At 72.9% G+C, this 24,596-nt stretch carries 22 protein-coding genes; 12 read left to right on the forward strand and 10 right to left on the reverse strand.

Translation table 11 applies throughout. The features are described from left to right. Positions 1–152 precede the first annotated feature (152 nt). The 4 genes from IW256_RS33025 to IW256_RS33035 all read right to left on the reverse strand — a co-directional run bounded on the left by IW256_RS33025 (position 153) and on the right by IW256_RS33035 (position 4,976). Positions 153–1,229, reverse strand: a complete 1,077-nt coding sequence (locus tag IW256_RS33025) for a TauD/TfdA family dioxygenase (protein ID WP_197014670.1) — start codon at positions 1,227–1,229, stop codon at positions 153–155. Between the two features lie 162 nt (positions 1,230–1,391). Then, positions 1,392–1,520, reverse strand: a complete 129-nt coding sequence (locus IW256_RS42470) for a hypothetical protein (protein WP_269217963.1) — start codon at positions 1,518–1,520, stop codon at positions 1,392–1,394. Positions 1,521–1,618: 98 nt separating this feature from the next. Next, positions 1,619–2,539 (reverse strand): Rieske (2Fe-2S) protein, encoded by a 921-nt coding sequence (locus tag IW256_RS33030; RefSeq protein WP_197014671.1) that lies wholly within the window; start codon positions 2,537–2,539, stop codon positions 1,619–1,621. A 184-nt stretch (positions 2,540–2,723) separates the two neighbouring features. Then, on the reverse strand, positions 2,724–4,976 hold the full coding sequence (locus tag IW256_RS33035) for a molybdopterin oxidoreductase family protein (protein ID WP_197014672.1): 2,253 nt from the start codon (positions 4,974–4,976) through the stop codon (positions 2,724–2,726). 153 nt (positions 4,977–5,129) lie between these two features. Here IW256_RS33035 and IW256_RS33040 point away from each other — a divergent pair, with 153 nt between their 5' ends. Both IW256_RS33040 and IW256_RS33045 read left to right on the forward strand, forming a co-directional pair. Next, positions 5,130–5,591 carry an NfeD family protein gene (locus IW256_RS33040; RefSeq protein WP_197014673.1) on the forward strand — a complete coding sequence of 154 codons (462 nt, stop codon included), beginning with the start codon at positions 5,130–5,132 and terminating at the stop codon, positions 5,589–5,591. Further along, positions 5,588–6,628, forward strand: coding sequence for an SPFH domain-containing protein (locus IW256_RS33045; protein ID WP_197014674.1), 1,041 nt, complete (start codon positions 5,588–5,590; stop codon positions 6,626–6,628). The genes IW256_RS33040 and IW256_RS33045 overlap by 4 nt, the downstream gene beginning before the upstream one ends. 33 nt (positions 6,629–6,661) lie before the next feature. Here the strand turns inward: IW256_RS33045 and IW256_RS33050 are convergent, their stop codons facing one another. Then, positions 6,662–7,282 carry a hypothetical protein gene (locus IW256_RS33050; RefSeq protein ID WP_197014675.1) on the reverse strand — a complete coding sequence of 207 codons (621 nt, stop codon included), beginning with the start codon at positions 7,280–7,282 and terminating at the stop codon, positions 6,662–6,664. 148 nt (positions 7,283–7,430) lie between these two features. Here IW256_RS33050 and IW256_RS33055 point away from each other — a divergent pair, with 148 nt between their 5' ends. The 4 genes from IW256_RS33055 (at position 7,431) to IW256_RS33070 (ending at position 11,182) form a co-directional block, all read left to right on the forward strand. Further along, positions 7,431–8,522, forward strand: coding sequence for a CapA family protein (locus IW256_RS33055; protein WP_307829264.1), 1,092 nt, complete (start codon positions 7,431–7,433; stop codon positions 8,520–8,522). A 125-nt stretch (positions 8,523–8,647) separates the two neighbouring features. Further along, positions 8,648–9,742: a CapA family protein gene (locus IW256_RS33060; protein WP_197014676.1), complete on the forward strand. Its 1,095-nt coding sequence runs from the start codon at positions 8,648–8,650 to the stop codon at positions 9,740–9,742. A 142-nt stretch (positions 9,743–9,884) separates the two neighbouring features. Further along, positions 9,885–10,508 carry a TetR/AcrR family transcriptional regulator gene (locus tag IW256_RS33065; RefSeq protein ID WP_307829265.1) on the forward strand — a complete coding sequence of 208 codons (624 nt, stop codon included), beginning with the start codon at positions 9,885–9,887 and terminating at the stop codon, positions 10,506–10,508. 74 nt (positions 10,509–10,582) lie between these two features. Then, positions 10,583–11,182 (forward strand): LURP-one-related family protein, encoded by a 600-nt coding sequence (locus IW256_RS33070; protein WP_307829266.1) that lies wholly within the window; start codon positions 10,583–10,585, stop codon positions 11,180–11,182. Between the two features lie 44 nt (positions 11,183–11,226). Here the strand turns inward: IW256_RS33070 and IW256_RS33075 are convergent, their stop codons facing one another. Next, positions 11,227–12,243 carry a CE1 family esterase gene (locus IW256_RS33075; protein ID WP_197014677.1) on the reverse strand — a complete coding sequence of 339 codons (1,017 nt, stop codon included), beginning with the start codon at positions 12,241–12,243 and terminating at the stop codon, positions 11,227–11,229. Positions 12,244–12,379: 136 nt separating this feature from the next. On the opposite strand from IW256_RS33075, the gene IW256_RS33080 reads away from it, so the two are divergent. Together IW256_RS33080 and IW256_RS33085 are read left to right on the forward strand one after the other, a co-directional pair. After that, positions 12,380–13,489, forward strand: a complete 1,110-nt coding sequence (locus tag IW256_RS33080) for a ferritin-like domain-containing protein (RefSeq protein WP_197014678.1) — start codon at positions 12,380–12,382, stop codon at positions 13,487–13,489. Between the two features lie 561 nt (positions 13,490–14,050). Further along, positions 14,051–14,689 (forward strand): septal ring lytic transglycosylase RlpA family protein, encoded by a 639-nt coding sequence (locus tag IW256_RS33085; RefSeq protein WP_197014679.1) that lies wholly within the window; start codon positions 14,051–14,053, stop codon positions 14,687–14,689. A 9-nt stretch (positions 14,690–14,698) separates the two neighbouring features. Here the strand turns inward: IW256_RS33085 and IW256_RS33090 are convergent, their stop codons facing one another. Next, the gene (locus IW256_RS33090; RefSeq protein WP_197014680.1) at positions 14,699–15,943 is read right to left on the reverse strand and encodes an alpha/beta hydrolase family protein; all 1,245 of its coding nucleotides are present in this window, start codon (positions 15,941–15,943) and stop codon (positions 14,699–14,701) included. Between the two features lie 514 nt (positions 15,944–16,457). Between IW256_RS33090 and IW256_RS42920 the strand changes: the two genes are divergently transcribed. Next, positions 16,458–16,823, forward strand: coding sequence for a YkvA family protein (locus IW256_RS42920; RefSeq protein ID WP_197014681.1), 366 nt, complete (start codon positions 16,458–16,460; stop codon positions 16,821–16,823). Positions 16,824–16,843: 20 nt separating this feature from the next. On the opposite strand, the gene IW256_RS33100 is transcribed toward IW256_RS42920, so the two are convergent. The 3 genes from IW256_RS33100 to IW256_RS33110 form a co-directional block, all read right to left on the reverse strand. Continuing rightward, complete coding sequence (locus IW256_RS33100; protein ID WP_197014682.1) at positions 16,844–17,599, reverse strand: IclR family transcriptional regulator; 756 nt, start codon at positions 17,597–17,599, stop codon at positions 16,844–16,846. A 149-nt stretch (positions 17,600–17,748) separates the two neighbouring features. After that, positions 17,749–18,063, reverse strand: a complete 315-nt coding sequence (locus IW256_RS33105) for a hypothetical protein (RefSeq protein WP_197016853.1) — start codon at positions 18,061–18,063, stop codon at positions 17,749–17,751. 920 nt (positions 18,064–18,983) lie between these two features. Continuing rightward, positions 18,984–19,325, reverse strand: a complete 342-nt coding sequence (locus IW256_RS33110) for a hypothetical protein (RefSeq protein WP_197016854.1) — start codon at positions 19,323–19,325, stop codon at positions 18,984–18,986. Here IW256_RS33110 and IW256_RS33115 point away from each other — a divergent pair. The 3 genes from IW256_RS33115 to IW256_RS33125 all read left to right on the forward strand — a co-directional run bounded on the left by IW256_RS33115 (position 19,324) and on the right by IW256_RS33125 (position 24,595). Next, positions 19,324–19,542 carry a hypothetical protein gene (locus tag IW256_RS33115; RefSeq protein ID WP_197016855.1) on the forward strand — a complete coding sequence of 73 codons (219 nt, stop codon included), beginning with the start codon at positions 19,324–19,326 and terminating at the stop codon, positions 19,540–19,542. The two genes, IW256_RS33110 and IW256_RS33115, sit on opposite strands and share 2 nt — an antisense overlap. Before the next feature lie 311 nt (positions 19,543–19,853). After that, the gene (locus IW256_RS33120) at positions 19,854–21,656 is read left to right on the forward strand and encodes a fatty acyl-AMP ligase (RefSeq protein ID WP_197014683.1); all 1,803 of its coding nucleotides are present in this window, start codon (positions 19,854–19,856) and stop codon (positions 21,654–21,656) included. Positions 21,657–21,781: 125 nt separating this feature from the next. After that, positions 21,782–24,595, forward strand: coding sequence for an MMPL family transporter (locus IW256_RS33125; RefSeq protein WP_231404031.1), 2,814 nt, complete (start codon positions 21,782–21,784; stop codon positions 24,593–24,595). Position 24,596 lies beyond the last annotated feature (1 nt).

The raw sequence follows: 24,596 nt of genomic DNA on the forward strand, positions 1-24,596 counted from the left end.
TCGATGCCATGCGGGTGATCTGCTGACCGTAGGGGACACGAAGCCCGGTGGCCGCCGCCCGCCCGCACCTCTCTCAAGGTGCGGGCGGGCCGCTTCGGCCGGGTGAGGGCGCGGTCAGGCGGCCGGGCTTCCCGAACGCGGGACTTCGCGGGTCACAGGCCCCAGTCGTAGTTGGGGACGACCGCGTCGGCGATGCGGAAACGGCCGCCCGGCTTGGGAGCCTGCTCCTCCGCGCCGCGCGCCTTCACCACGTTCTTGCCGAAGCCCTCGACGAGCGGGCGGCCCACGTCGCGGCGCAGCCACAGGCGCAGGAGGTGCCGGCGCCGCTCGGGCTCGGGGAAGTCCACGTAGCCGGTGCGCGAGTGCAGGGCCGCGTAGTTCAGGAGCCACTGGACGTCGCCGGGCTGGAAGTCCATGTCCAGGGGCAGTCCCGGCTGCTGCGCGATCTCGTCGAACAGGTGCAGCACCTCGATCTGCGCCTCGGTCAGCCGCGGCACCTCGGGGTAGTCCTGGGCGGAGAAGATCATCGAGCTGCCCGCGTAGGTGCTGAAGATGCCGTCCACGTAGCCGCAGATGGGCGAGGTGTAGGTGTTGGACGGGGCGTCGGGGTCCTGCTTCTTCCAGTCCCAGTGCCAGGGCTCGAACAGCAGCGGCGCCAGGTCGGGGCGGCGGCGCAGGATCTCGTTGTAGATGGTGGTGCCGCTGACCAGGCTGCTCGCGCCGCCCGCCCGCGCGCCGCGCAGGCACATGAGGGCGACGACGTCGGAGCTGTCGGAGTGGAACGGCAGCCGGTCGCGGACCCGGGACGGCAGCGCGGTCGGGTCGTCCAGGGTCTTGTCGGACGTGGCGATGACGTGGTCGAGCACGTCCCCGAGCTGGTTCTGCGACATGGGCGTGCCCAGGTGCAGTCCCATCAGGTAGAAGATCGCGCCCGCGAGGGTGTCGCCGTACTCCTCGGTGCGCAGGCCGCGGACGAGGACGAAGCCGCGCCCGGAGTCCATCTGCCGCGCGCACTCCTCGATGAGGCCGGTGCAGGCGTCCAGGGGGTAGTCGTCACCGGTCACGGTGCGCAGGTCCGGGTCGTCGGCGACGAAGCGGCGCCCGAGCGTCTCCAGCTCGGTGCGCTCGGCGTCGCTCACCTCGTAGATCCAGTCGGTCGAGGTGGCCAGCTCGTCGCCGCGCCAGGCGGACGGGCCGGAGATGGGGGACAGGTCGACGGTGGTGGTCATGCTGCCTCGCTTCAAGGGATGCCGGGACAGGGGGTCGCGGGAGGTAGGGCGTGGGATGCGCCGCCGTTCGGGAACGGGCGTGCGCGGAAGGTCACGAAAGGGCTCGTGCCCCGGCCGTAGGGCGTGCGGGGCGCGGAACGGCCAGGGGGCCGGGGGCGCCGGTCAGAACGGGGTCTGCGGGTCGCCTGCGGCGGTGCCGGGGCGCAGGCCGGTACGCGGCGGGCTGACCCGCAGTGGCTCGGCGTAACCGCACGCCGCCAGTCCGCCGCCCTGCGAGGCTGCTCGGATCATGGCGTGCTCCCGGCTGTGAAGGATCTGGTGGTCACGCTAGAACAGCCGGGACGATCTCGTCAAGCGAGATGCCGTCTCGTTTCCTGCGTCCGGGGAGGTCAGGTGCGCGGGCGCACCTGAACGGTGCCGTCCTCCAGCACGCGGGTCTCGAAGGAGGGCTGGCGTCCGGTGGCGGGGCCGTGCACGACCGAGCCGTCCGAGACCCGGAACGTGCTGCCGTGCCAGGGGCAGACCACGCAGGGGTCGGAGTCCTCGTCGGTGATGATCCGGCCCTGGTGGAGCGGACCGGCGAGGTGGCTGCACCGGTCGGTGAGGACGTGGATGTCCTCGCCGTCGCGCAGCACGAACAGGCTGATGTAGCCGAGGCGGCGCTGGACGGGCCAGCCGTCGGGCAGTTCGGAGGCGCTGCACAGGTCGTGCCAGCCGAGCGGCACCAGATGGGCGACCTGGTCGGCGTGGCTGGCGCCGGCGGCCTGCCGGAACGCCAGATGCCCGCCGAGGTAGCCGCCCGCGAGGAGGACGGTCAGGCCCGCGTAGCCCAGCGCGCGTCCCGCGCCGTCGCGGCCCCGGGCGCGGGCGACGAACGAGCCCGCGTACAGGGCGCTCGCGGTGGCGGTGCCCAGCGCGTGCACGAGACCGACCCGCTGCTGCTCGCGGTGCAGGGCCGACCAGTCGGCGATCCCGGTCAGCGCGGTGGGGACGGCGCCCGCGAGGCCCGCGGCGACCAGGGCCTGGGACGCCTTCCGGGTGCCGGGGAGCAGGTCCAGGACGGCGACCGACATCCAGCAGCCCATCGGCACGTCGGTCAGCGGCGGGTGGGCGGGGTGCCCGGCCGGGACGCCGTGCAGGGCGTCCTTCACAGGGCCGGGGTGCAGGGCCTTCTGGACGGCCGCCGAGAGTTTGCGGATGGCCCCGTCCAGGCCCTCGGCGTGCTCCAGGCTCTCCACCAGGTCCACCGGGTGCGGGCGCACCTGCGGCCGGGGACCGCGCCGGAAGATCCTGCTCGCCCTGCGATACATGTCCCTCCTCGGGTGCGCGTCCGGATGTCGGATGGGGACGGCCGTTAACGGGACGCTCGCCTGCGACCCTAGCCCTCGCGTTCCCATGTGACCACCCGGGGGACGGCTCCTGGGGCCCGACGGGACGGTGAGGGCACCCACAGTGGTGGATACCTACCTATGGGTAGTGCGCCCTAAACCCCGGTTAGGGACGGCCGGCGGCCTCCAGGGTGACCGGTACGCCGTTGAGGACGGCGGTGCCCGACAGGGGGTCGATCTCCTGCTCATCGGTGACCGCGTTGGCGCTGACGCCCGCGTGCCGCCCGGCCACCGCCGTGCGGGTGCCCGGCCGGTCGTGGCCCCAGCCGTGGGGGAGGCTGACCACCCCGGCCATGATCGTGTCGGTCGGCTCGGCGACCGCCTCGATCGCGCCCGTCCGCGACACCACGCGGACCGGGTCGCCCGCGCCGACCCCGAGCCGGGCGGCGTCGGCCGGGTTGAGCTGGAGGGTGCAGGTGTTGGAGCCGCGCACCAGTTCCGGCACGTTGTGCAGCCAGCTGTTGTTGGAACGCAGGTGGCGGCGGCCGATCAGCAGCATCTCCCCGGGCGCGCGGCCGTCGCCGCGGTCGAGGGCGGCGCGCAGCCGGTCGGCGTCCGCGGCGAACGCGGGCGGGCACAGCTCGATATGGCCGGACGCCGTGCACAGCACCTCGTCCAGGCGGGGCTTGAGGGCGCCCAGGTCGAGGCCGTGCGGGTGCTCGGCGCGCAGCCGGGCCAGGGTGAGCCCGGCCGGGTCGGCGCCGAAGCCGTCGCCGTACGGGCCCAGGCGCAGCATCATGTCCAGGCGCTGCTCGGTGGTGCCGGTCCGGCCGCCGTTCGCCAGCATCTTGCGCAGCTCGTCCGGCTCCCGGCCCTCCACCGGGGAGCCGGGCATCGCGACGGCCTTCCGCAGCGTGGTCGAGATGATCATCTCGTCCAGCGCGGCCGGGTCGCCGTCCGGCCCGGAGGCCAGCACGGCGAGCCGCGCCAGGATCTCCGACTCGGCGGGACGGCCCTCGGGCAGCGGCACCACGGGGGACGAGTAGCGCACGTAGTCGCGGACGGTGAACGCCAGCAGCGCCAGGTCGTAGTGCGGGGTCTGCGCGGGCCGGGGAGGGGGCAGCACGACGTCGGCGTGCCGGGTGGTCTCGTTCAGGTACGGGTCGACGCTGACCATGAACTCCAGGCCGTCCAGCGCCTCGTCGAGCCGGGGACCGTTCGGCGTGGACAGCACCGGGTTGCCGGCGATCGTGATCAGCGCCTTGATCTGGCCCTCGCCCGGCGTCAGGATCTCCTCGGCCAGCGTCGCGACCGGCAGCTCGCCGTTGACCTCCGGCAGGCCCCGCACGCGGCTGCGCCACCGTCCCGTCGTGAACGGCCGCTTCCTGCGGTAGACCGGCACGTGCGCGGCGCGCGGGAACATCGCGCCGCCCGGCCGGTCGAGGTTGCCGGTGAGGACGTTGAGGACGTCCACCAGCCAGCTGTTGAGCGTCCCGTACGCCTGGGTGCAGGTGCCGAGGCGCCCGTAGACCGCCGCGGTCTCGGCCGCCGCCAGCTCGCGCGCCATCCGGCGGACGCGGTGGGCGGGGATCCCGGTGACCGGCTCGACCCGTTCGGGCGTGAACTCGACGACGAGGGCGCGCAGGTCGTCCAGGCCGTGGACGCGGCCGGCCAGGGGGCCGCCGCCGGTGGCCAGTTCCTCGGCGAACAGCGTGTGGACGAGCGCCGCCAGCAGGTAGGCGTCGGTGCCCGGGCGGATGAAGACGTGCTCGTCGGCGAGGCCCGCCGTGCGGGTACGGCGCGGGTCCACCACGACGACCTTGCCGCCCCGCGCCCGGATCGCCTTGAGCCGGCCGGGGAAGTCGGGGGCCGAGCACAGGCTGCCGTTGGACTCCAGCGGGTTGGCGCCGAGCATGAGCAGGTGGCCGGTGCGGTCGAGGTCGGGCACCGGGACGGCCAGCGGATCGCCGAACATGTAGCCGCTGCTGACGTGCTTGGGCATCTGGTCGGCGGTGCTGGCCGAGTAGACGTTGCGGGTGCCCAGCGCCTTGATGATCGCCCCGGAGTAGAGGGGGCCGGCGATCGAGTGGGCGCCGGGGTTGCCGAGGTAGACCGCGACCGCGTCGGCGCCGTACCGCTCGACGACGCCGCGGAGGCCCGCGCCGGCGGCGGCGAACGCCTCGTCCCAGCCCGCCGTCCCGTGGCCGCCGTCGCCGCGGACGAGCGGGGCGTCCAGCCGGTCGGGATCACTGTCGAGCCGGCCGAGCGTGGCGCCCTTGGGACAGATGAAGCCCTTGCTCAGGGGGTCGTTCCGGTCACCGCGCACGCCGGTCACGGCACCCGCGTCGTCGAGCGTCAGCTCCAGGCCGCAGAGGGCTTCGCAGAGGGGACAGGTGCGGTAGGCCGTGCGGCTGCCCATCGAGACACTCCTTGTGACCGGGTCCGTACTCATGATGTCGCGATCTACCGGGACTTGCCACGGTCTGTTCGGCGCTCTGGGAGATTTCCTAGGAAGCGGGAAAAACGGAGTTACCGTAATAAAGAGGGCGCCTGTCCGTATCGGGGGGAGGAGATGGAGGTCTGGGCAGCCTGGCTGATCCTGGCGGCGTTGCTGGGCATCGCCGAGCTGCTGACCCTGACCTTCGCGCTCGGGCTGCTCGCCGTCGCCGCGCTCGCCGCGGGCGTCGCCGGCGCCGCCGGGCTCCCCCTCGGCGCGCAGGCCGCGGTGTTCGCGCTCGGCGCGGTGGCCGGGGTCGTGCTCGTCCGCCCGATCGCGCGGCGGCACGTCCGGAGGCCCCCTCCCCTGCGCTCGGGGTCGGCCGCCCTGGTCGGCCGCGAGGCGTACACGCTCACCGAGGTCAGCCGCACCGGCGGCCGGGCCAGGATCGGCGGCGAGGAGTGGACCGCCCGGCCCTACGACCCCGATCTGGTGATCCCCGCCGGCAGCGTCGCGGACGTCCTCGCCATCGAAGGGGCGACGGCCCTGCTGTATCCCGTGGGAGGGGCCCCGCCGGAACGAGGGGAGCCGTCATGACCGACATCGCCATCGCCGTCCTCGTCGCGGTGATCGCCGGGGTGATCGTCCTGGGCGTCACGGTGCTGCGGACGGTCTGGATCATCCCGCAGGCACGAGCCCGCAACGTCGAACGGCTCGGCCGCTACCACCGGACCCTGGCACCGGGGATCAGCTTCGTGGTCCCGTTCGTGGACCGGGTCAAGCCCCTGATCGACCTGCGCGAGCAGGTGGTCGCGTTCCGCGGCCAGCCCGTGATCAGCGAGGACAACGTGGTGGTGCACATCGACACCGTGCTGTTCTTCCAGGTCACCGACCCGCGGGCGGCCGACTACGAGATCGTCGACTACATCAAGGCGATCGAGCAGCTCACCGCCACCACGCTGCGCAACGTCCTGGGCACCCTCGACCTGGAGGCCACCCTCACCTCCCGCGACCGGATCAACACCGCGCTGCGGGGCGTGCTCGACGACGCCTCCGGCAAGTGGGGCATCCGGGTCACCCGCGTCGAGATCAAGGCGATCGAGCCGCCGAGCTCCATCAAGGACGCCATGGAGAAGCAGATGCGGGCCGAGCGCGAGAAGCGCGCCGCGATCCTCACCGCCGAGGGCTCCCGCCAGTCCAAGATCCTCACCGCGGAGGGCGAGAAGCAGTCCACGATCCTGCGCGCCGAGGGCTCCCGCCGCGCCGCGATCCTGGAGGCCCAGGGCCAGGCCACGGCGATCGAGCAGGTCTTCTCCGCCGTCCACGCCGCCGACCCCGACCCCAAGCTGCTGGCCTACCAGTACCTGCAGACCCTGCCGAAGATCGCCCAGGGGGAGGGGAACTCCTTCTTCGTGATCCCGAGCGAGCTGACCTCCGCCCTGCGCACGGTCTCGCGGGCCTTCGGCGCCCACGACGGCGTCGAGCCGGCCGAACCCGGCCACGACGAGGCACGCCCGGCGAGCCGTACCGTCCCTCGCGAACCGGCCGCGCTCACCGGCGAGGACGAGGGCAACGGCGACGCGGCCCCGTACGACCTGGCCCCGGGCCAGCAGTGGAGCGCCCGCACAGGCTGACCCGCCCCGGCCCGCCTCCCCCGATCTGGCGGGTCAGCCGCGGAAGGGGGGTGCGGCCTTGAACGCCGGGTGCAGCTCGATGGTCGGCGCCAGGGCCTGGAGCGCCCGGCGGGCGCGCGACAGCGGATGGTCGGGGAAGTGCGGGTCCCAGCCCGGCTCCTCGGACCAGTTGCGCGGCAGGCCGCCCTGGACCTCCGGCGCGTACGGGTGCTGCGCCCAGGACCGCATCATCTCCTCAAGGGGGCGGCCCTGCCCGTGTTCGCTCAGGAAGCGGTTGAGGACGACCGAGTCCCGCATCCCCGTCACGCCCTGCTCCATGCACTGGACCCTCACCACGAGGCTGCGGTCCGCGCGCGGCACGGTGAACGAGCCGAGATAGACCACGCCGGTCGGGCGGTCCGGCAGCGGCAGCTTGACGATCTGCCGGATGGCGGGCAGGCCGTCCAGCGTGATCACGTCCAGCTCGATCAGTCCCCCGCCCGCCGCCACGGTGCTCTCGACGGTGGCGCGCCGCAGCCGGTCGAGGTCCTCCAGCGGGGCCGCCAGGTTCGGCGGGATGTCGAAGCCGGAGAGAACGGTGACGTCGCCGTCACCGTTGCGGAAGACGCCGTCCTGCAGCGTCTCCCAGCCGGTGGTGTCGAAGCGCAGGGACATGCCCGGACTCTAGCTGCAAAACCCCAGGAATTGGCGGAGAACGGGGCCGTTTCGGTTGGGTGATACGGACGGTTTGTGCCGTTATGAACTTCGTCCCGGCCGGGGGCGTCCAAGCGGGCGGACACCAAGCGAGCCCGGGGAGGCCACGGTGGGGGAACGACGGAGGACCGGCCGGTCCGCGGCCATGGCGGTCGGGCTGGCGCTGGTCACCGGCACGGCGCTGCTCGCGGCGGGGGCGGCGGTCACGGTGGCCTCCGGCGGGGGCGGCACCGGAGGCGGGGAGAAGGCCGTCCCCAAGCGGCCCTTCACCGTCGCCTTCGGGGGCGACGTCCACTTCGAGGGCATGCTGCGGTCCCGCCTGGACGCCGCGCCCGACACCGCGCTCGGGCCGGTGGCCGAGCGGCTCGGGCGGGCCGACCTGGCGATGGTCAACCTGGAGACGGCGGTCACCACGGGCGGCGTCCAGGCGCCCAAGCAGTTCGCCTTCCGGGCGCCGCCGGCCGCGTTCCGCGCGCTCCGGTCGGCCGGGGTGGACGTGGCGACGATGGCGAACAACCACGGCATGGACTTCGGGGAGCCCGGCCTGCGCGACTCGCTGGCCGCCGCGCGCCGGGCGGGGATGCCGGTGGTGGGCATCGGGCGGAACGCCGCCGAGGCGTACAAGCCGTACACGGTCACCGTCAAGGGCGCCAAGGTCGCGATCATCGGGGCCACCCAGGTGCTGGACGACCACCTGATCCAGGCGTGGACCGCGACCGACGCCAAGGCCGGGCTGGCCTCCGCCAAGAACGCGCCGCGGCTCGTCCAGGAGGTCCGCGCCGCGCGCAAGGCGGCGGACGTGGTCATCGTCAACCTGCACTGGGGGCAGGAGCTCAACTCCTGCGCCACCCCCGTACAGCGGGGGCTCGCCGCGCAGCTCGCCGACGCGGGCGCGGACGCGGTCGTCGGCAGCCACGCGCACGTCCTCCAGGCGGGCGGCTACCTCAAGGGCGCGTACGTGCACTACGGGCTCGGCAACTTCGTCTTCTACAACTCCGGAGGGCGGACGGCTCAGAGCGGCGTGCTCACCCTCACCTTCGACCCGGGGCGCGCGGGCGGCCGGGTCTCCCGGGCGCACTGGGCGCCGGCGATGATCACCGGCGGTGTTCCGCGGCCCCTCACCGGGGCGGCGGAACAGCAGGCCCGGAGCCGGTGGGAGGCGCTGCGCACCTGCGCGGACGTACGGCCGGATCCGGCCTGAGGTTCACGGCGATGTTTCACGTGGATCCCGTTTCTGTCACCCTCGGTGATCATGCGGCGGGGCCCGCGGGGCCCGGCGGGTACGGCGTGGCATGCTGGCCCGAGCGATGACGAGGGGGACTCGGGATGCGCAGGAGAACGGCCACGGTGACGGCCCTGGGCGGAGCGATCGCGCTGGCGCTGGCGGCGGGGGCGTGCGGGGGCGGCTCCGACACCCCGGAGGCCGAGGGGGCCACCGGGAAGACCACGCCCGCCCAGAGCAGGCCGCCCGCCCCGTCCGCGCCGGCCAAGCAGCCGATCATCCTCGCGTTCGGCGGTGACGTGCACTTCGAGGGCATCCTGCGGCCGAGGCTGAGCAACCCCTCGACCGCGCTCGGCCCGATCGCGCGGACGCTGCGCGCCGCGGACCTGTCCATGGTCAACCTGGAGACCGCCATCACCACCGGCGGCACCCAGGCGCCCGGCAAGCAGTTCGCCTTCCGCGCGCCCGCGTCGGCGTTCACCGCGCTGAAGGCCGGCGGGGTGGACGTGACCTCGATGGCCAACAACCACGGCATGGACTTCATGCAGTCCGGGCTGCGCGACTCGCTGAAGGCGATCAAGACCACCGGGTTCCCCACGGTCGGCATCGGCCGCGACGCCGCCGAGGCGTACCGGGCCCACCGGGTCACCGTGAAGGGCAACCGCCTCGCCATCGTCGGCGCCACGCAGGTGCTGGACGACCACCTGATCCCGGCCTGGACCGCGACCGACAGCCAGGGCGGGCTGGCCTCCGCCAAGAACGTCGAACGGATGGTGCAGGCGGTGCGCGACGCCCGCAAGGGCGCGGACGTGGTCATCGTCCACCTGCACTGGGGCGAGGAGCTGAAGACCTGCCCGGCCGCCCGCCAGCAGGATTTGGCACGGCAGCTCAGCGCGGCGGGCGCGGACGTGATCGTCGGCGGGCACGCGCACGTCCCGCAGGGCGGCGGGTACCTCAAGGACACCTACGTCCACTACGGGCTGGGCAACTTCGTCTTCTACTCGGCCCGTGGGGCCACCGCCAACTCCGGGGTCCTGCTCCTGCGCATCCAGGACGGCAAGGTCACCCACGACAAGTGGAAGCCCGCCCGGATCTCCGGCGGCCTTCCGCGCCTGCTCACCGGGCAGGCCGGCGCCGCGGAGCTGCGGCGGTGGAACTCCCTGCGCTCCTGCACCGGCCTCTCCGCCAAGCCCTCCTGAGCCTGGGCGGACGCGCGCGGGCGGGCAGGGCCTGCGCGCCGTGCCCGCCGGTCACCGCGGTGTGGCTGTGCAGAAGCCGGACGGTCGTACGAGAGGTGACGATCGTGCCGTGAAGCGTGAACGAGAGGCGACAATGGAGGACGTGACCGAGATCCGGACTCCGCTCCGCCGCCGCCCCGCCCAGCGCCGCAGCGCCGAACGCGTGCAGAGGATGCTCGACGCGTGCGCGGACATTCTCGACGAGTCCGGCTACGACGGGCTCACGACCACGCGCATCGCGCAGCGCGCCGAGGTCGCGATCGGGTCGGTCTACCAGTTCTTCCCCGACAAGCGGGCGGTGGCGCAGGCGCTGGCGCTGCGCAACCTGGAGGAGTTCGAGCAACGGGTGTCGCGGCGGGTGGCCGAGGGCGGCTTCACCGACTGGACCGACACCGTCGGCGCGATCATCGAGATCTTCGTGGACATGCACCGGACGGTCCCCGGCTTCCGGGAGCTGCGCTTCGGTGACGTCGCCGACATCAACCTGCTCGACTCCGACAACGACAACAACTCGGTGGTGGCGCGCCGCCTCGGCCAGGTGATGGTCGACCGGTTCGCGGTGCCCGACACGCCCGAGCTCGCGCGGGCGCTGGCCGTCGCGGTGGAGGCCGGGGACGCGGTGCTCAAGCTGGCCTTCCGCCGCAAGCCGGACGGCGACCCGGAGATCCTCGCGGAGGCCGAACGCCTCATTCACGGCTATCTCGCCGCATACTTCCACGACAATTGAGATGCGGCGGGCCGGGATCACCTGGACCGCGCGGCCCGCCCCCGGGCCGTCCCCCAGCGAAGCAGGTGAGATCGGTGGACACCGAACGGCTCCAGCAGCAGACCCGGTTCCTGGTACGGCAGCGGCTGCGCCTGATGGTCAACCAGTACGAGGTGCGCACGGAGGTCCCGGACGGCTCCGAGGGCGAGCTGGTCGCCTTCGCGCAGCAGAAGCGGCTGGCGTTCAAGGAGCAGGTCACGCTGTACGCCGATGACGCCAAGACCCGCCCGATCCTGGGGTTCAAGGCGCGCAAGAGGATCGACCTGGCCGCCACCTACGACGTCACCGACGCCGACGGGCGGCCCCTCGGCCTCTTCCGCAAGGACTTCCGGCGTTCCCTGCTGTCCTCGACCTGGCACCTGGAGCAGCCGGGCGCGGGCGTGGTCACCGGCAGCGAGCGCAACCGGTTCGTGGCGGTGCTGCGGCGGGTGTGGGGCATCGTCCCGTACGTCGACGCCCTGCCGTTCGCGTGGCCGTACCACTTCGACTTCGTCTCCGGCGACCGCCCGGCCTTCTCGGTCGAGAAGAAGTTGGGGCTGCGGGACCGGTACGTCGTGGACATCCAGGACCCGGGCCTGGACCGCAGGCTGGTCATCGCCCAGGCGGTCGCCCTCGACGCCCTCCAGTCCCGCTGAGCCTCGGGCGGGCCTGGTGAGCCGAGGTGAGCCCGAGGTGAGCCTCAGGCGCTCCGGGAGAAAGCGTTCAGGATGATCGTGGTCGCGTTGATCTGGTCGCGGGCCGCGCCGCCGCCCAGGCGGAACGCCCCGGGCCAGATATGGCCGCCGCCCTCGATCGTGTAGAGCTCCACCCGCGTGCCGTTCCGGCAGCCCGGGTGGCTCAGCCGCCCCACGCCGGCGCCGCGCGACCCGCGGACGGCGGTGGCGCATCGGAAGGAGCGCGCCCACTGCCGCGCGACGGCGGGGACCGGCGGCAGGGCGAAGACGCCGTCGGCCGGGCGCATCCACGCCGGGATCTTGGTCCGGTCGCCGCCGTAGGGCTCCCCGCCCCGGTACGGGACGGTCCGGTCGGCGGTGCCGTGGAAGGCGACGATCGTCGTCGGCCGCGCGCCCGGGCACGGGCGGGCCAGGTTGAGGCCGGCCACCGGCGCGACGCCCGCCAGGCGCCCGCCCAGCCCGCAGACCAGGGCCGCGGCGAGCCCCGCCCCGTTGGAGAACCCGGTGGCGTACTCGCGCGCCCGGTCGACGCACAGCTCGCTCTCCAGGTGGTCGAGGAGGCCCCGCACGTACCTGATGTCGGAACGGCCGCCGCGCATGCCGGGCAGCTTCCAGCCGCTCCGCCCGCGGGCGCTCTCGGGCTGCACCACGATGAAGCCGCGCGCCGAGCCCTGGGTGGGCATCCGCGCGTACAGGGCCTGCAGGAACGCGCTGGAACGGAGCCCGTGCAGATCGATGATCAGCGGGGCCGGGATGCGGCCGTCCCCGCGCGGCCGTTTGAGCAGGTAGGACCGGCCGCGGAAGGAGTGCCGGCCGGTGAGCGGGGCACGCCGCGAGCAGCCCGCGCTCGGCACCGCGCGCCGGCCGGTGTGCACGCCCGTCCGCGGCGTCTTCACCTGGCTGTGGCGAATGCCGTCGCGGCGCGGCGACGTGTCGCGCTCGCCCCCGTTCTCCTGGCGCGCGCAACCCGGTGTCACGGCCAGGAGCAGGCCGGTGATTGCGACGATGACCGGACGTCCCATCGTCCGATGTTAAGCGTTGGGCCCCGCTCGCTCTGGTCATTGACAGCTTTACATGTTACGAAGGGATGTAAAGCGGTGGGCGGTACACCACAACCGGCGCGCCCTGGCGCCGGCGCTTTCCCGAGGAGGCTTCCCCGTGAGTTCCTACGAGCTCTACTCAAGCCCGGTCCCCAACGACACCTGGAACGTCCCGATGGCGGGCGATGCCCGTTTCACCTGGGAATACGACGGCGGACGCGACCGGCTGCTGAACCTCTACCAGAAGGGCAAGGACAAGCAGTGGGACGCGCAGAAGCGCATCGACTGGGACCTGGAGGTCGATCCCCACAACGTGACCGGGCTGCCGGAGCAGTTCAACCCGCTCTTCGGGTCGGAGATCTGGGAGCGGATGACGCAGAAGGAACGCGACGAGTACGGGCTGCACCAGAGCTCCTGGCTGTTCAGCCAGTTCCTGCACGGTGAGCAGGGGGCGCTGAACGTCTCGGCCCGGATCGTGCAGTCGGTGCCCGACCTGGACTCCAAGTTCTACGCCGCGACCCAGACCATGGACGAGGCCCGGCACGTCGAGCTCTACACCAGGTTCGTGCACGAGAAGATCGGGATGTACTACCCGATCAACCAGGACCTGGCCAAGCTGCTGGCCGAGTCGCTGGAGGACAGCCGCTGGGACCTGCCCTATCTCGGGATGCAGGTGCTCATCGAGGGGCTGGCCCTGGCCGCCTTCGGGCTCTTCCGCGACATGTCCACCACCCCGCTGGTCAAGCAGCTGCTGGCGTACGTCATGCAGGACGAGGCGCGGCACGTCGCGTTCGGGCGGCTGGCGCTCAAGGACTACTACGCCGAGCTCACCGACAAGGAGCGGGCCGAGCGCGAGGAGTTCGTCGTCGAGGGCTGCTACCTGATGCGCGACCGGTTCAAGGGCCGCGAGGTCTTCGAGCAGCTCGGGATGCCGGTCAAGGAGTGCATGGAGTACGTCGACAACTCCGAGATGCACCAGCTCTACCAGTCCTTGCTCTTCAGCCGGATCGTGCCGTGCGTGCGCGATGTGGGCCTGTGGGGCGACAAGGTGCAGGCGGCTTATGCGGACATGGGCGTTCTGGACAACGCCAAGGGCGATCTCGAGGCCCTGATGCGGCAGGACGAGGAGATCGCCGAGAAGGTCGACGAGGAGCGGTACCAGCAGGAACTGGCCGCGCGGAAGAACGAGGTCGAGGAGGCCATCGCCCTGGGCGGCGCGGCCGGGTAGGTCACCGGCCGGCCGCCCTGGTCAGGCGGTCGGCCGAGCCTCGGAAGAGGGACGTCCGGAATCACCTGGACGTCCCTCTTTTCCTGTCTTCAGTGGGCTTGTTCGCGATACGCGAAAAATGATCACTCCAATCCCCTTTATTGGGTCGAGATGGGAGATCGGCTGAGGGTAAAAACGATCTTCATGGCCGATAACACGGTGCAACCGATCAACTCCGCACTGCAAAATCAGGGGTGACAAAGCCCACAAACAAGCGGCCTTCTGCTTGATCTGCTCGGAATTCGACGTACGGTCTGGGACTTGTGTGCGGCAGCTGATTTCGGTTCCAAGTTCCAAGTGAAGAGACGCGATGCCGCACCAGCCGGACGCCGGAACCGCGATGACGCGGTGGGCGCCCTTATCGGGGGCGTGGCGGCGGGTGCCCCGGGAGAGTCCCCGGCGGCGGGCCCGTACGCGGCGCGAGAGTTCGGGGGACGAGGTGCCGCCCGGACGTGCCGTGAAAGACGGCGGTGATCACACGCCGGGCGTCCGGGGACCTGTTCCCTAACAAAGGACCTCTCTGTGGGCAGCGCTGCGAAGCATCGCTCGAAGACCCGAATCCGTACCATCCTCATCGCCTCCGGCGTCGCCGTGGCCGTGCTCGCGGCCGGGGCCTGGACGCTGGCCGCCGCGAAGACCGGCGGCTCCGCGAAGGCGGCCGGCGCGACCGGCACCGCACCGGACGCGAACGTCCCACCGGCCGACCCCCCTCGGGCCGTTCCCTCCAGGGCCAGCCGGGACGATGTCCGGGCCGCCCCTCCGGACCGCCCGCCGCTCCGCGCCGGGGCCCTGCCGGAGAAGCGGGCGAAGGCGGCCGAGAAGAAGTCCCGGCCGGAGAAGGCGCCGGAGAAGAAGCCCGCCTACCGCGTCACCAGGACCGGCTCCTGCGAGGCCTCCTTCTACTGGGAGGGCCAGATGACGGCCAGCGGCGAGCGGTTCGACCCGGGTGAGCTGACCGCGGCGCACAAGACGCTGCCGATGGGCTCGAAGGTGCGGGTGACCAACAAGCACAACGGCCGTAAGGTCACCGTGCGCATCAACGACCGCGGCCCGTACGCCGGAGGCCGCTGCCTGGACCTCTCCAAGGCGGCGATGGCCGAGGTGCGGGGCACCGGCGCCGGGGTGATCCCGGTCCGCTACGAGGTGCTCAGGCGCTCCTGAGCAGGGGCCTCAGTTGAGGCATCCCATGCCGCCGCTCGCGGCCTCCAGCGCGGAACTCCAGGGGTAGGGCATCGGACCGTACGCGGCCCTGTGCCTACCGCCCTGGGAGGGGCCTTCGGGTGTGGAGGTCGCGGGCGGCTGCGCCTGCGACGGGCCGGCGGTGCCCGTCCCGCCGTGCGGCAGGTCGGCCGCGGGCGGGGCGCCCATCGGGCTGCGGACGGGGCCGGGCAGGCCGTGGTCGACGTCGCCCGCGGGGAAGCCGAGGGCGGCGCCCGGAGCCCGGCCGGCGGCCGGGTCCTCGGCGGACGCCGCGGGCGCGGCCGGGAGGGCCGGTGCCGGCGACGCGGGCGGCGGGCCGGGCGGGAGGGCGCGGATGCCGGAGACGGTGATCTCGGGCTCGTCCACCTCCGCCAGGCGCTCGCGGAACCAGTCGTTCAGGACGCCGTCCACGCGCACCGCCTCGATGGTCGGCGGGTGCGCCTCGGTGCCCGGCGCCGCCGCCAGGGCGTGCTCCATCCGGAACGTGGCGGCCTCCACCGCGCCCGCGCCGTGCGCGCGCAGCGAGTCGCGCAGGTCGGTGATCTCCGTCGGCTCGACCACGCGGTCCTGGGCGCCGGCGATGAGCAGCACCGCCGTCCCCTGGGCGGCGATCTCCCGCGCCCGCGCGCTCAGGTCGAGCCGTTCGGCGAGCCGTTCGGTGGCCGCGTCCCAGTCGCGCGGGCGGCCTGCGACCCGCTCCAGCGACGCGGCGGACCGGTCGGGCGACAGGACCGGGGTGACCAGCGCGGCGGCGCTCACCGGCACCGTGCCGAGGGCCATCGCGAGCAGCGCGACCGACGCCCCGGCCGAGAAACCGGCCAGCCCGACCGGCCCCTCCTCCAGATCGAGGTCGCGCCGGAGGTCGGCGAGCACGGCGGGCAGGTCGTCGACGGCCCGTTCCACGGCCGCCGCGTACGCCGCCACGCCCGGCCCGTCCAGCAGCGCGGCGGAGTCGAGCCCGCCCGCCGGGACGCCCTCCGGCGTGGGCAGGTCGAGGTAGACCCGCCACGTCGGCACACCCGTCAGCGGCACCGCGGTGGCCAGCGCGGTCGCCGTCCGCGGCGGGTCGAAGCCGGGCCAGGCGAGGACGAGGCGCGTGGGCCCGGCCGGCCGGGCGTCGACGGCGGTCGGCGGGAGGGCGAGGTACGCGGTGCCCGCGGCGGTCCCGGAGACGGGCCGGCCGGATTCGGGCAGGGTGGGGCGGTCGCCGCTCATGGTCTGGGTCAGCTCCTGCGGTGCTCGGACAGTAGTGCTGGATCAGTAGTGCTGGATCGCACTGATCATTGCTGGGGGGACGGACACCAGCGATCCCCACCCCCGGAAGAGCGGATCCCGGAAGGATGGACCGATCGGTGTCCTTCGCTCCGCCGCGCCCCGTTCCGGCCCCCGCCGGCCGGAGAGCCGACTCCCTCCCCGCGTCTCTCCCCGTGGATCCAGAGGATCCCGAAGTCCATGTTTTCAGTGGACGCAGGATAATGCGGCCCAAATCCCACACCTCGTGCAGCGGAGTGATGAAGACCTCACCCGGGGTAACCCGAGCAAGGCTCCGGAGGTGGGAGAGGTCGCGCACCGCATAGCGAGCCCGGTGTACCCAGCTTTCGCGTGATCAATCACCCTATTTCGGTCCGACTCGAAGGGAACAAGTCGGGCCTTTGCCGCGTCGTATCTGGCGTGGGCGTTGCGGGGGCACGCCCGTGATCGACGGAACGGTCGTCGGAGAGGAGCGTCGGTGAACAGGAAGCAGAGCGCAGCGGCCGCGGGTCACGCCTGGAGCATCTACAGCGAGACGCTCCAGGCCGACGCACCCGGAATGACGGAACGCGTACGCGCCGTCCCGCGCATGGTGAAGTCCGTCCTGCGCGGCGAGTACAAGGGCATGTCCTACAAGACGCTCGGGATGCTGGCGCTGGGGCTGGTCTACATCGTCTCGCCGCTGGACGTCGTCCCCGAGATCCTGCTGCCCGTCATCGGCCTCGCCGACGACACCGCCGTCGCCCTGTGGCTGGCCACCGTCCTGGTGCGCGGCGCGGGCGACTACGTGCGGTGGGAACGCGGCGGCCGGCCCCGGGTGGTCGTCGGCGACGTCGTCGGCTGACCCGGGAGGCATAGGCGGCGTCATCGGCCGGCGCGGCCCGCGCCCAGCTCCTCGGCGAAGCCCGCGGCGACCTCGCGCATGACCGGCACGACGTCGTCCACGGCCGCGCGCGTCATGCGCGCCGACGGGCCCGACACCGAGAGCGCGGTCAGCGCGGGCGCCCCGGGCAGCGGCACGGCGACGCAGCGCACGCCGATCTCCTGCTCCTCGTCGTCCACCGCGTAGCCGCGCTCCCTGATCCGCTTCAGCTCGGCCAGCAGCGCGTCCTGGTCGGTGAACGTGGTCGGCGTGTGGGCCTCCATGCCCGTACGGCCCAGGATCTCCCGGACGCGCGCGTCGGGAAGCTGGGCCAGCAGCGCCTTCCCCACACCCGTGCAGTGCGGCTGCACCCGCCGTCCCACCTCGGTGAACATCCGCATCGAATGCCGTGAGGGGACCTGCGCGACGTAGACGGCCACGTCGCCCTCCAGCACCGCCATGTTGGCCGTCTCGCCCACCTCGTCCACCAGCCGGGCCAGCGCCGGCCGCGCCCAGGACCCCAGCAGCCGGCTCGCGCCCTCCCCCAGCCTGATCAGCCGGGGCCCCAGCGCGTACCGCTTGGACGGCTGCTGGCGCACGTACCCCTGGTTCACCAGCGTCCGCATCAGCCGGTAGATGGTCGGCATCGGCAGCCCGGAGACCTCCGTCAGCTCCGACAGCGCCATCTCGCCCCCGGCGTCGGCGAGATGCTCCAGCAGCTCGAAGGTGCGCTCCAGCGACCGTACGCCCTCCGCCACCGGCTCTCCTCTCCTCGCGATCCCCCGATCCCCCGATTCTACGGAGAAACGATTTCGCTACGCGAAATGAGCCGGGGATGTTTACTCTCCGTGTTGATCTGGTAGGACTCACTGCGCCACGTCGACTCAGCGGTGCCGTCCCCCGGCAGTCACCGACCGGCCAGAAGGGGGAACGCGTGCCCACGGGGGCCCGAGCCACCACCGGCGTGCGGAGCCGTGCCGGCGCCCGCAGATTCCGCCGCCTCGGCGCCGCCGCGCTGAGCACGTCCCTTGTCGCCCTGCCCGTCCCGCTGGCGTTCGGCGACGACGACAACGCCGACGTCCGGCTGGCGACCTCGTTCACCCTGCTCGAACGCCGCGCGCAGACGGCCACCTACGGCCTGCGGGTACGCCCTGCCGGAGGCACCGCCCGCGATGTCGCCGTACGGCTGGTGGCCGACGGGCCCGTCAGGTGGGACGGCCATCCGGCCGACTGCTCGCCCGGCGAGAGCACGAAACGCCTGCTGTGCAGGCTCGGCGACGTCCGCAAACCGCGCACGCTCCAGGTGGACCTGCGCACCCAGCGCGCCAAGGAAGCGGACAGGGCGGGCGAACGGCGCGCCCTCGCGTCGTTCGTGGCCGTACGGGTGGACTCCGAGAACGCGGCACCGTCGTCACTCAACGTCACCGTTCCGCATCCGCGCCGGTCGCCTGAGGAGGCACGGCCGCCGTCCGTCGCGCCCCCGAGGACGGACGAGGAGGCTCCGGAGAAGGAGGAGTCCATCTTCCCCGAGTACTCGCCCGAGCCCTCGCCCTCGCCGCGCACCTCAGGCCCCTCACCACGTCCATCGGAGCAGCCGAAGGGCTCCTCGGCCGTTCCCCTGGATCCGTCCGTGCCCTTGGGACCGTCCCGTTCGTCCGCCCCCTCCTCCCGTTCGCCGAAGGACCCTGAGCAGCAGCAGACCGTTCCCTCGGACCGCCCGTCCGGGCAGGCTCCGGACCGAGCCTCGTCCCGGCCCTCCCCGCCTTCGTCCGCGCTACCGAACGGACCAGAACCGTCCGGCCTGGCGCCGTCCGGGCCGCAGTCCTCTGGACCATCACCTTCTGGCCCGACGTCTGGGCCGTCGGGGGCGGAACCGTCCGGTCTGGCGCCGTCCGGGCCGCAGCCTTCAGGGCCGTCCCCCTCTGGTCCGACGTCGGGGCCGTCTGGGACGGAGCCTGTCGCGCCGCCCAAGGGGCCGCAGTCTTCTGGCCCGTCTCCTTCCGGTCCGACGTCGGGGCCGTCCGGGACGGAGCCTGTCGCGCCGCCCAAGGGGGCGGTGCCGCCGTCCGGGCCGCAGCCTTCTGGTCCGTCTCCCTCTGGTCCGACGTCGGCGCCGTCCGGGGCGGAGCCGGTCGCGCCCTCTCAGGATCCGGCGGCGGCTCCGAACCCCGCGCCGTCGGGTAAGGAACCCGCGCCGTCCCCGGCGGCGGGGACCCCGCCCTCGTCGGGCGCGTCGCCGATGCCACGAGTCGAGAACGTGCCTCCGCCTGTCGCGCCCCCGCCCTCGGCGCCGGTGAACACGCCGTCGTCCGGTCCGTCGCCCGGCCCGGCGGTGGCGCCGCCGCCCCCGGCGGGTGGGCCGGGGCGGCCGTCGGGCGCGTTGGGGCCGGAGCCTTCGGGAAACGTCCCGCCGGTGGCCCCGCAGCCTGCGCCGTCCGTGCAACCGCCTCCGGTGAGCCTCCCGGCTCCCGCGGTGGCGCCCATGGGCACCGCCCCGAGCGGGACCGACGTCAGGCTGGTCGCCCCGGCCGGGGTGGGGAGCCAGGACCGGGAGTCGGCCGTCGCGGCGGGGATCGCGCTGGTCACCGGGGCCGCCCTGCTCTGGTTCCTGGCCTGCCTGGCGGTGCTGCGGCGGCAGCTGGAGCTCGTCCAGTCCGCCGGTGCGGGCCGGGACGATCCGGACGTCCGGGACGGCGGGTGACCTCGCATTCCACGGGTGGGGGCGGTCGTTTCCTCCGGAGCGGGCACCGAGCGCAAAAGGCGCCTGTTTATCGCTAAAAAGCGTCAAAATGGGCGGTGTCCGGCGAACTGCTCGTGCTCCGCCGGTCACGCACGGTCGATCGCGCATATCCGGGGACAATTGTCCTTGTCACCGCCGTGACAAACCGGGTGGCGCCGAATGTGCCCCTGGACCAATACCTTTGGACTTCTACCATCCGGTAGCTTCGCTGCACGACGTTCGTTGCCGGAGGCGGCCCGGGGCCATCCGGCCCACCCCCCACAGGAGTTGGCATGGCACTGGGCTCATTGCTTCCCGAACTCCAGCCCGGCGGCTCGGGCCGTACCCCGCTGATCGAGCGGGTCGCCCGGTGGGCACAGGAGAAACCGGACGCGCCCGCCTTCACCTTCGTCGACTACTCGCTGGACCCGGCCGGGGTGGAGACCACCCTGACCTGGGCGGAGGCCGAGCGGCGGGCGCGGGCCACGGCGGCGCGGCTGCGGCTGGCGGCCGATCCCGGGGAGCGGGTGGCGCTGCTGCTGCCCCAGACGCTCGAGTACATGGTGACGATGCTGGGCTCGATGTACGCCCACCTGGTCGCGGTGCCGCTGTTCTCCCCGGACCTTCCGGGGCACGCCGACCGGCTGATCGGCGCGTACCGGGACTCGGAGCCGGCCGTCATCGTCACCTCCCGCGACGCGCTGCCGCACGTGGAGAAGTTCCTGGCCGACCATGACGTGCCGCGGCCCCGGGAGATCGTCTTCGCCGACGAGATCGACCTGGGCCTGGCCGGGACCTGGCGGGACGAGCCGATCGGCTTCGACGAGCTGGCCTACCTCCAGTACACCTCGGGTTCGACCCGCAGCCCGGCCGGGGTGCGGATCACCCACGGCAACGTCACGGCGAACGCGGCGCAGCTGTGGGCGGGCTGGGCGCCGGAGCGGCCGGATCCGGAGCTGGTGAGCTGGCTGCCGCTGTTCCACGACATGGGGCTGATCGCCACGATGGCGCTGCCGATGGTGAACGGCGACCACGCGATCTACACCGACCCGGTGTCGTTCATCATGAACCCGATGCGCTGGGTGCGGCTGATCGCGTCGCGGCCCGGCCGGAACGTCTACACGGCGGGTCCGAACTTCGCCTACGAGTACGTCGCGTCCATGGCCACGCCCGAGAGCCTGGCCGGGCTCGACCTCGGCGGCCTGGTCACCTGCCTGAACGGGGCCGAGCCGATCCGCCCGGCGACGCTGGCGGCCTTCGCCGGGGCGTTCGCGGGCGCGGGGCTGCGGCCGGGCGCGCAGGCGCCGGGGTACGGGCTGGCCGAGGCGACGGTCTTCGTGACCGCCGCGGCCGAGGACACCCCGCCCAAGGTCGTCAAGGTGGACCGGGACGCGCTGACCGAGGGCGTGCTGCGGGTGTCCGGGGCGTCCGCCGCCGCCGAACGGGTCAGCGAGCTGGTCTCGTGCGGGCGGCCGGTCGGGCAGCTGGTCGCGATCGTCGATCCGGAGACCCGGACCGAGCGCCCCGACGGCCGGGTCGGCGAGATCTGGGTGCACGGCCCTAACACCGCGCTCGGCTACTGGCGCAACTCCGAGCGCAGCCAGGAGACCTTCGCCGGTGAGCTGGCCGAGCCCGGCGGGCTGCCCGCGGGGCCCTGGATGAAGACCGGCGACTACGGCGCGGTCCACGAGGGCGAGCTGTACGTCACGGGCCGGATCAAGGACCTGATCATCGTCGACGGCCGCAACCACTACCCGCAGGACGTCGAGCTGACCACCCAGGAGGCGCATCCGGCGGTCCGGCCCGACCACGTGGCCGCCTTCGCGGTGCCGGGCGAGGACACCGAGCTGCTGGTGGTGGTCGCCGAGCGCAACCGCCGGGTCCCGCTGGCCCGGCTCGACCTGGAGGAGGTCGAGTCGGCGGTGCGCGCGGCCGTCACCGTCGAGCACGAGATGAGCGTGCACGCGTTCGTGATGGTCGAACCGGGCGCGGTGTCCCGTACCTCCAGCGGCAAGGTCGCCCGCGCCGCGACCCGCCGGAACTACCTGGACGGCGTCCTGCCGACCAGCGCGCGACGGCTCGCCGGGCGAGGCTGAACCCGGCCGCCGCCGGCCGGCGGCGGGCGGCACGCCGACACCACGACATCAGGAGGATCATGCTCGCCGGGCTGGGGCGTCTGATTCATCGACGACGCCGGCCCGTTCTCGTCCTCATCCTGCTGATGACCGTCGGTGCCGGGGCCTGGGGCCTGGGCGTGTTCGCCAAGTTCAGCCAGGGCGGGTTCGAGGATCCCAAGGCGTCGTCCACGCTGGTGGCCAAGCTGGGCGCCGGATACTTCGGCAGCACCAACCCCGACGTCCTGGTGCTCTACAGCAGCGACACCCTGACCGTGGACGACCCGCGCTACATGGGCGCGGTGATCACCACGGTGGCGCGGCTGCCCAAGGACCGGGTCGCCGAGGTGATCTCCTACTGGTCGTTCGACGCCAAGGACGCGGCGCCGTTCGCCAGCCGCGACCGGCACAAGACGTTCGTGTCGCTGAAGCTGGAGGGCAAGGACGACGCCACCAAGCTGGCGAGCTACGAGGCGATCAAGGAGCGTCTGGAGGCGCCGGGGCTGACCGTCCGGCTGGGCGGCAACATCCCGCTGGGGGTGGAGTTCGGCGAGCAGGTCGTGGCCGACATCATCCGCGCCGAGACCATCACCGCGCTGCCGCTGCTGGCCCTGCTGATCATCCTGTTCGGGGCGCTGGTGGCCTCGCTGCTCCCGCAGGTGGTGGCGCTGTTCTCCATCGTCGGCGGCCTGGCGGTGCTGCACGCGGTCACCTATCTCACCGACGTGACCTCGTTCGCCCTCGAGGTCGTGACGATGATGGGCGTCGGCCTGGCGATCGACTACTCGCTGTTCATCGTCAGCCGGTTCCGGGAGGAACTGGCGCGGGGCATGGACGCCGCGGGCCTGCCGCCGGGCAAACCGTGGAAGCGCGTGGAGGACCGCGAACGCCGCGCCGCCGAGAAGAGGGCGTACCGGCAGGCGCTGGACCCGGTGCGGCAGGCCGCGCTGGCCCGCACCATGAGCACCGCCGGGCGGACGATCGTCGTCTCGGGCGTCACGGTGTCGGCCGCGCTCGCCGGCCTGCTGCTCTTCCCGCAGATGTTCCTGCGCACCATCGGCCTGGCCGGGATCGCCACCGTGATGGTCGCGGTCTTCGGCGCGACCGTGCTGCTGCCCACGCTGCTGGCGCTCCTCGGCACCAAGGTCGAGGGCGGCCGGATGCCGTGGCGGCGGCCGGGCGCCAAGCGGGCGCGGCGCGACCCGGACAGCGGCTTCTGGTTCCGCCTCGGTCACAGCGTGATGAAGCACCCGGTGCCGTACTTCGCGGTGGTCCTGGTCATCCTGGGCGTGCTGTTCGGTCCGTTCCTGAACGTGCAGTTCAGCAGCGTGGACGCGCGGGTCCTCCCCAAGGACAGCCCGACCCGGGCCGTGGTGGAGACGGTCAAGCGGGAGTTCCCCAACGGGTCGGCCGAGCCGATCGACGTCGTGATCTCCGGCGACCTCATCCCGCGCGACTGGCGGCCGGCCCGCCAGGGTGACAACATCCCGCCGTACCTGGAGGACTTCCGCGAGAAGCTGGCCGCGGCGCCGGGGGTGACCGACGCCAAGTTCACCGGCTACTCCGGTACGTACGGGGGCGTGCGGATCTCGGTCACGCACGAGTACGAGCCGATGTCGTCGCAGGCGCAGGACCTCGTCCGCGACATCCGCGCGATGACCCTGTCCAAGGACGGCTTCCCGATGCACATCGACGTCGGGGGGAGCACGGCCGGGCAGATGGACCTGATGGCCAGCCTGATGCGGACGCTGCCGCTGATGGCGATCACGGTCGGGATCGCGACGTTCGTCCTGCTGTTCATGTTCTTCGGGTCGGTGGTGCTGCCGATCAAGGCGATCGTGATGAACGTGCTGTCCATCGGGGCCTCGTTCGGCGCGATCGTGTGGGGCTTCCAGTACGGGCACCTGGCCGGGGTGCTGGACTTCACCCCGACCGGCGGGGTCGAGGCGACCAGCATGATCCTCATCCTGGCGGTGGTGTTCGGGCTGTCGATGGACTACGAGGTCTTCCTGCTCAGCCGGATCCGCGAGGAGTGGGACCGCACCCACGACAACCGGGCCGCGGTGGCGATCGGCATGCAGCGCACCGGCAGCATCATCACCAGCGCCGCGCTGCTGTTCCTCGTGGTCATCGGCGCGTTCAGCATGGCCGGGATCACGGTCGTGAAGCTGATCGGCGTGGGCATGTTCGTCGCGGTCGTGGTGGACGCGCTGCTGGTGCGCTCGCTGCTCGTCCCGGCCACGATGCGGTTCATGGGCGCGGCCAACTGGTGGCTGCCCCGCCCGCTCGCCGGCCTGCACGCGCGGATGGACCTGCGGGAACGCGACGACCTTCCCGGGGCGCCGCGACCGGCCGCCGCCCCGCTGGACGCCCCGGCCAGGCCCGCCACCGCACCGCGCACGCAGTCCCACGGCCCGGCCCTGCCCGGGATCGCGCCGGCGGGACCGCCCGTCCCTGCGGGACCGTCCGTACCGGCTGGGCCGCCCGTCCTGGTGGGGGCCGAGGTGCCTCCGGCGCCGTTCGCGATCCGCTGGGAGCAGGCGCCGGACGAGGCGCCCGACGAGGCGTCCGCCCCCCGGCCGCGTTACGCGAACGGCCGAGGCGTCTCGGGTGCGGAACGGCTCGTTACAGGCGCGGAACGGCCGGAAGTGGCCCGGCCCTTCCCTCGGGCCGCCCACGCACCCCAGGACCCGCGCGCGGCCCCGGAACCCGCCCTTCCGGCGCCCCCGCGACCGCCCGGACGTCCGCCGACCTCGGAGGACGCGTCCGGGCCGCCCGCCGGTACCGCTCCCGGGGCTCCCTGGGCGCCCTGGGCGAACGGGCCGCCGCGTCCGCGACCCCGCCGAGACATCCGTATCAAACGTGAGATAGTTCCCACTCCAGACGGTTCCGGGTGGCGCTGGAGGGACAGTGGAGGTTAAC

Source organism: Actinomadura viridis, assembly GCF_015751755.1.
GTDB classification, from domain to species: Bacteria; Actinomycetota; Actinomycetes; order Streptosporangiales; family Streptosporangiaceae; genus Spirillospora; species Spirillospora viridis.

Bases quoted from the DNA above. Each gene is read 5' to 3' on its own strand.
- IW256_RS33045 (WP_197014674.1), top strand. From the start codon at position 5,588: ATGACCGACATCGCCATCGCCGTCCTCGTCGCGGTGATCGCCGGGGTG.
- IW256_RS33115 (WP_197016855.1), top strand. From the start codon at position 19,324: ATGGGCACCGCCCCGAGCGGGACCGACGTCAGGCTGGTCGCCCCGGCC.
- IW256_RS33125 (WP_231404031.1), top strand. From the start codon at position 21,782: ATGACCGTCGGTGCCGGGGCCTGGGGCCTGGGCGTGTTCGCCAAGTTC.
- IW256_RS42470 (WP_269217963.1), bottom strand. From the start codon at position 1,520: ATGATCCGAGCAGCCTCGCAGGGCGGCGGACTGGCGGCGTGCGGTTAC.
- IW256_RS33105 (WP_197016853.1), bottom strand. From the start codon at position 18,063: ATGGCCGTCCCACCTGACGGGCCCGTCGGCCACCAGCCGTACGGCGAC.
- IW256_RS33060 (WP_197014676.1), top strand. From the start codon at position 8,648: ATGCGCAGGAGAACGGCCACGGTGACGGCCCTGGGCGGAGCGATCGCG.
- IW256_RS33030 (WP_197014671.1), bottom strand. From the start codon at position 2,539: ATGTATCGCAGGGCGAGCAGGATCTTCCGGCGCGGTCCCCGGCCGCAG.
- IW256_RS33035 (WP_197014672.1), bottom strand. From the start codon at position 4,976: ATGGGCAGCCGCACGGCCTACCGCACCTGTCCCCTCTGCGAAGCCCTC.
- IW256_RS33025 (WP_197014670.1), bottom strand. From the start codon at position 1,229: ATGACCACCACCGTCGACCTGTCCCCCATCTCCGGCCCGTCCGCCTGG.
- IW256_RS33110 (WP_197016854.1), bottom strand. From the start codon at position 19,325: ATGGGCGCCACCGCGGGAGCCGGGAGGCTCACCGGAGGCGGTTGCACG.
- IW256_RS33075 (WP_197014677.1), bottom strand. From the start codon at position 12,243: ATGGGACGTCCGGTCATCGTCGCAATCACCGGCCTGCTCCTGGCCGTG.
- IW256_RS33040 (WP_197014673.1), top strand. From the start codon at position 5,130: ATGGAGGTCTGGGCAGCCTGGCTGATCCTGGCGGCGTTGCTGGGCATC.
- IW256_RS33120 (WP_197014683.1), top strand. From the start codon at position 19,854: ATGGCACTGGGCTCATTGCTTCCCGAACTCCAGCCCGGCGGCTCGGGC.
- IW256_RS33050 (WP_197014675.1), bottom strand. From the start codon at position 7,282: ATGTCCCTGCGCTTCGACACCACCGGCTGGGAGACGCTGCAGGACGGC.
- IW256_RS33090 (WP_197014680.1), bottom strand. From the start codon at position 15,943: ATGAGCGGCGACCGCCCCACCCTGCCCGAATCCGGCCGGCCCGTCTCC.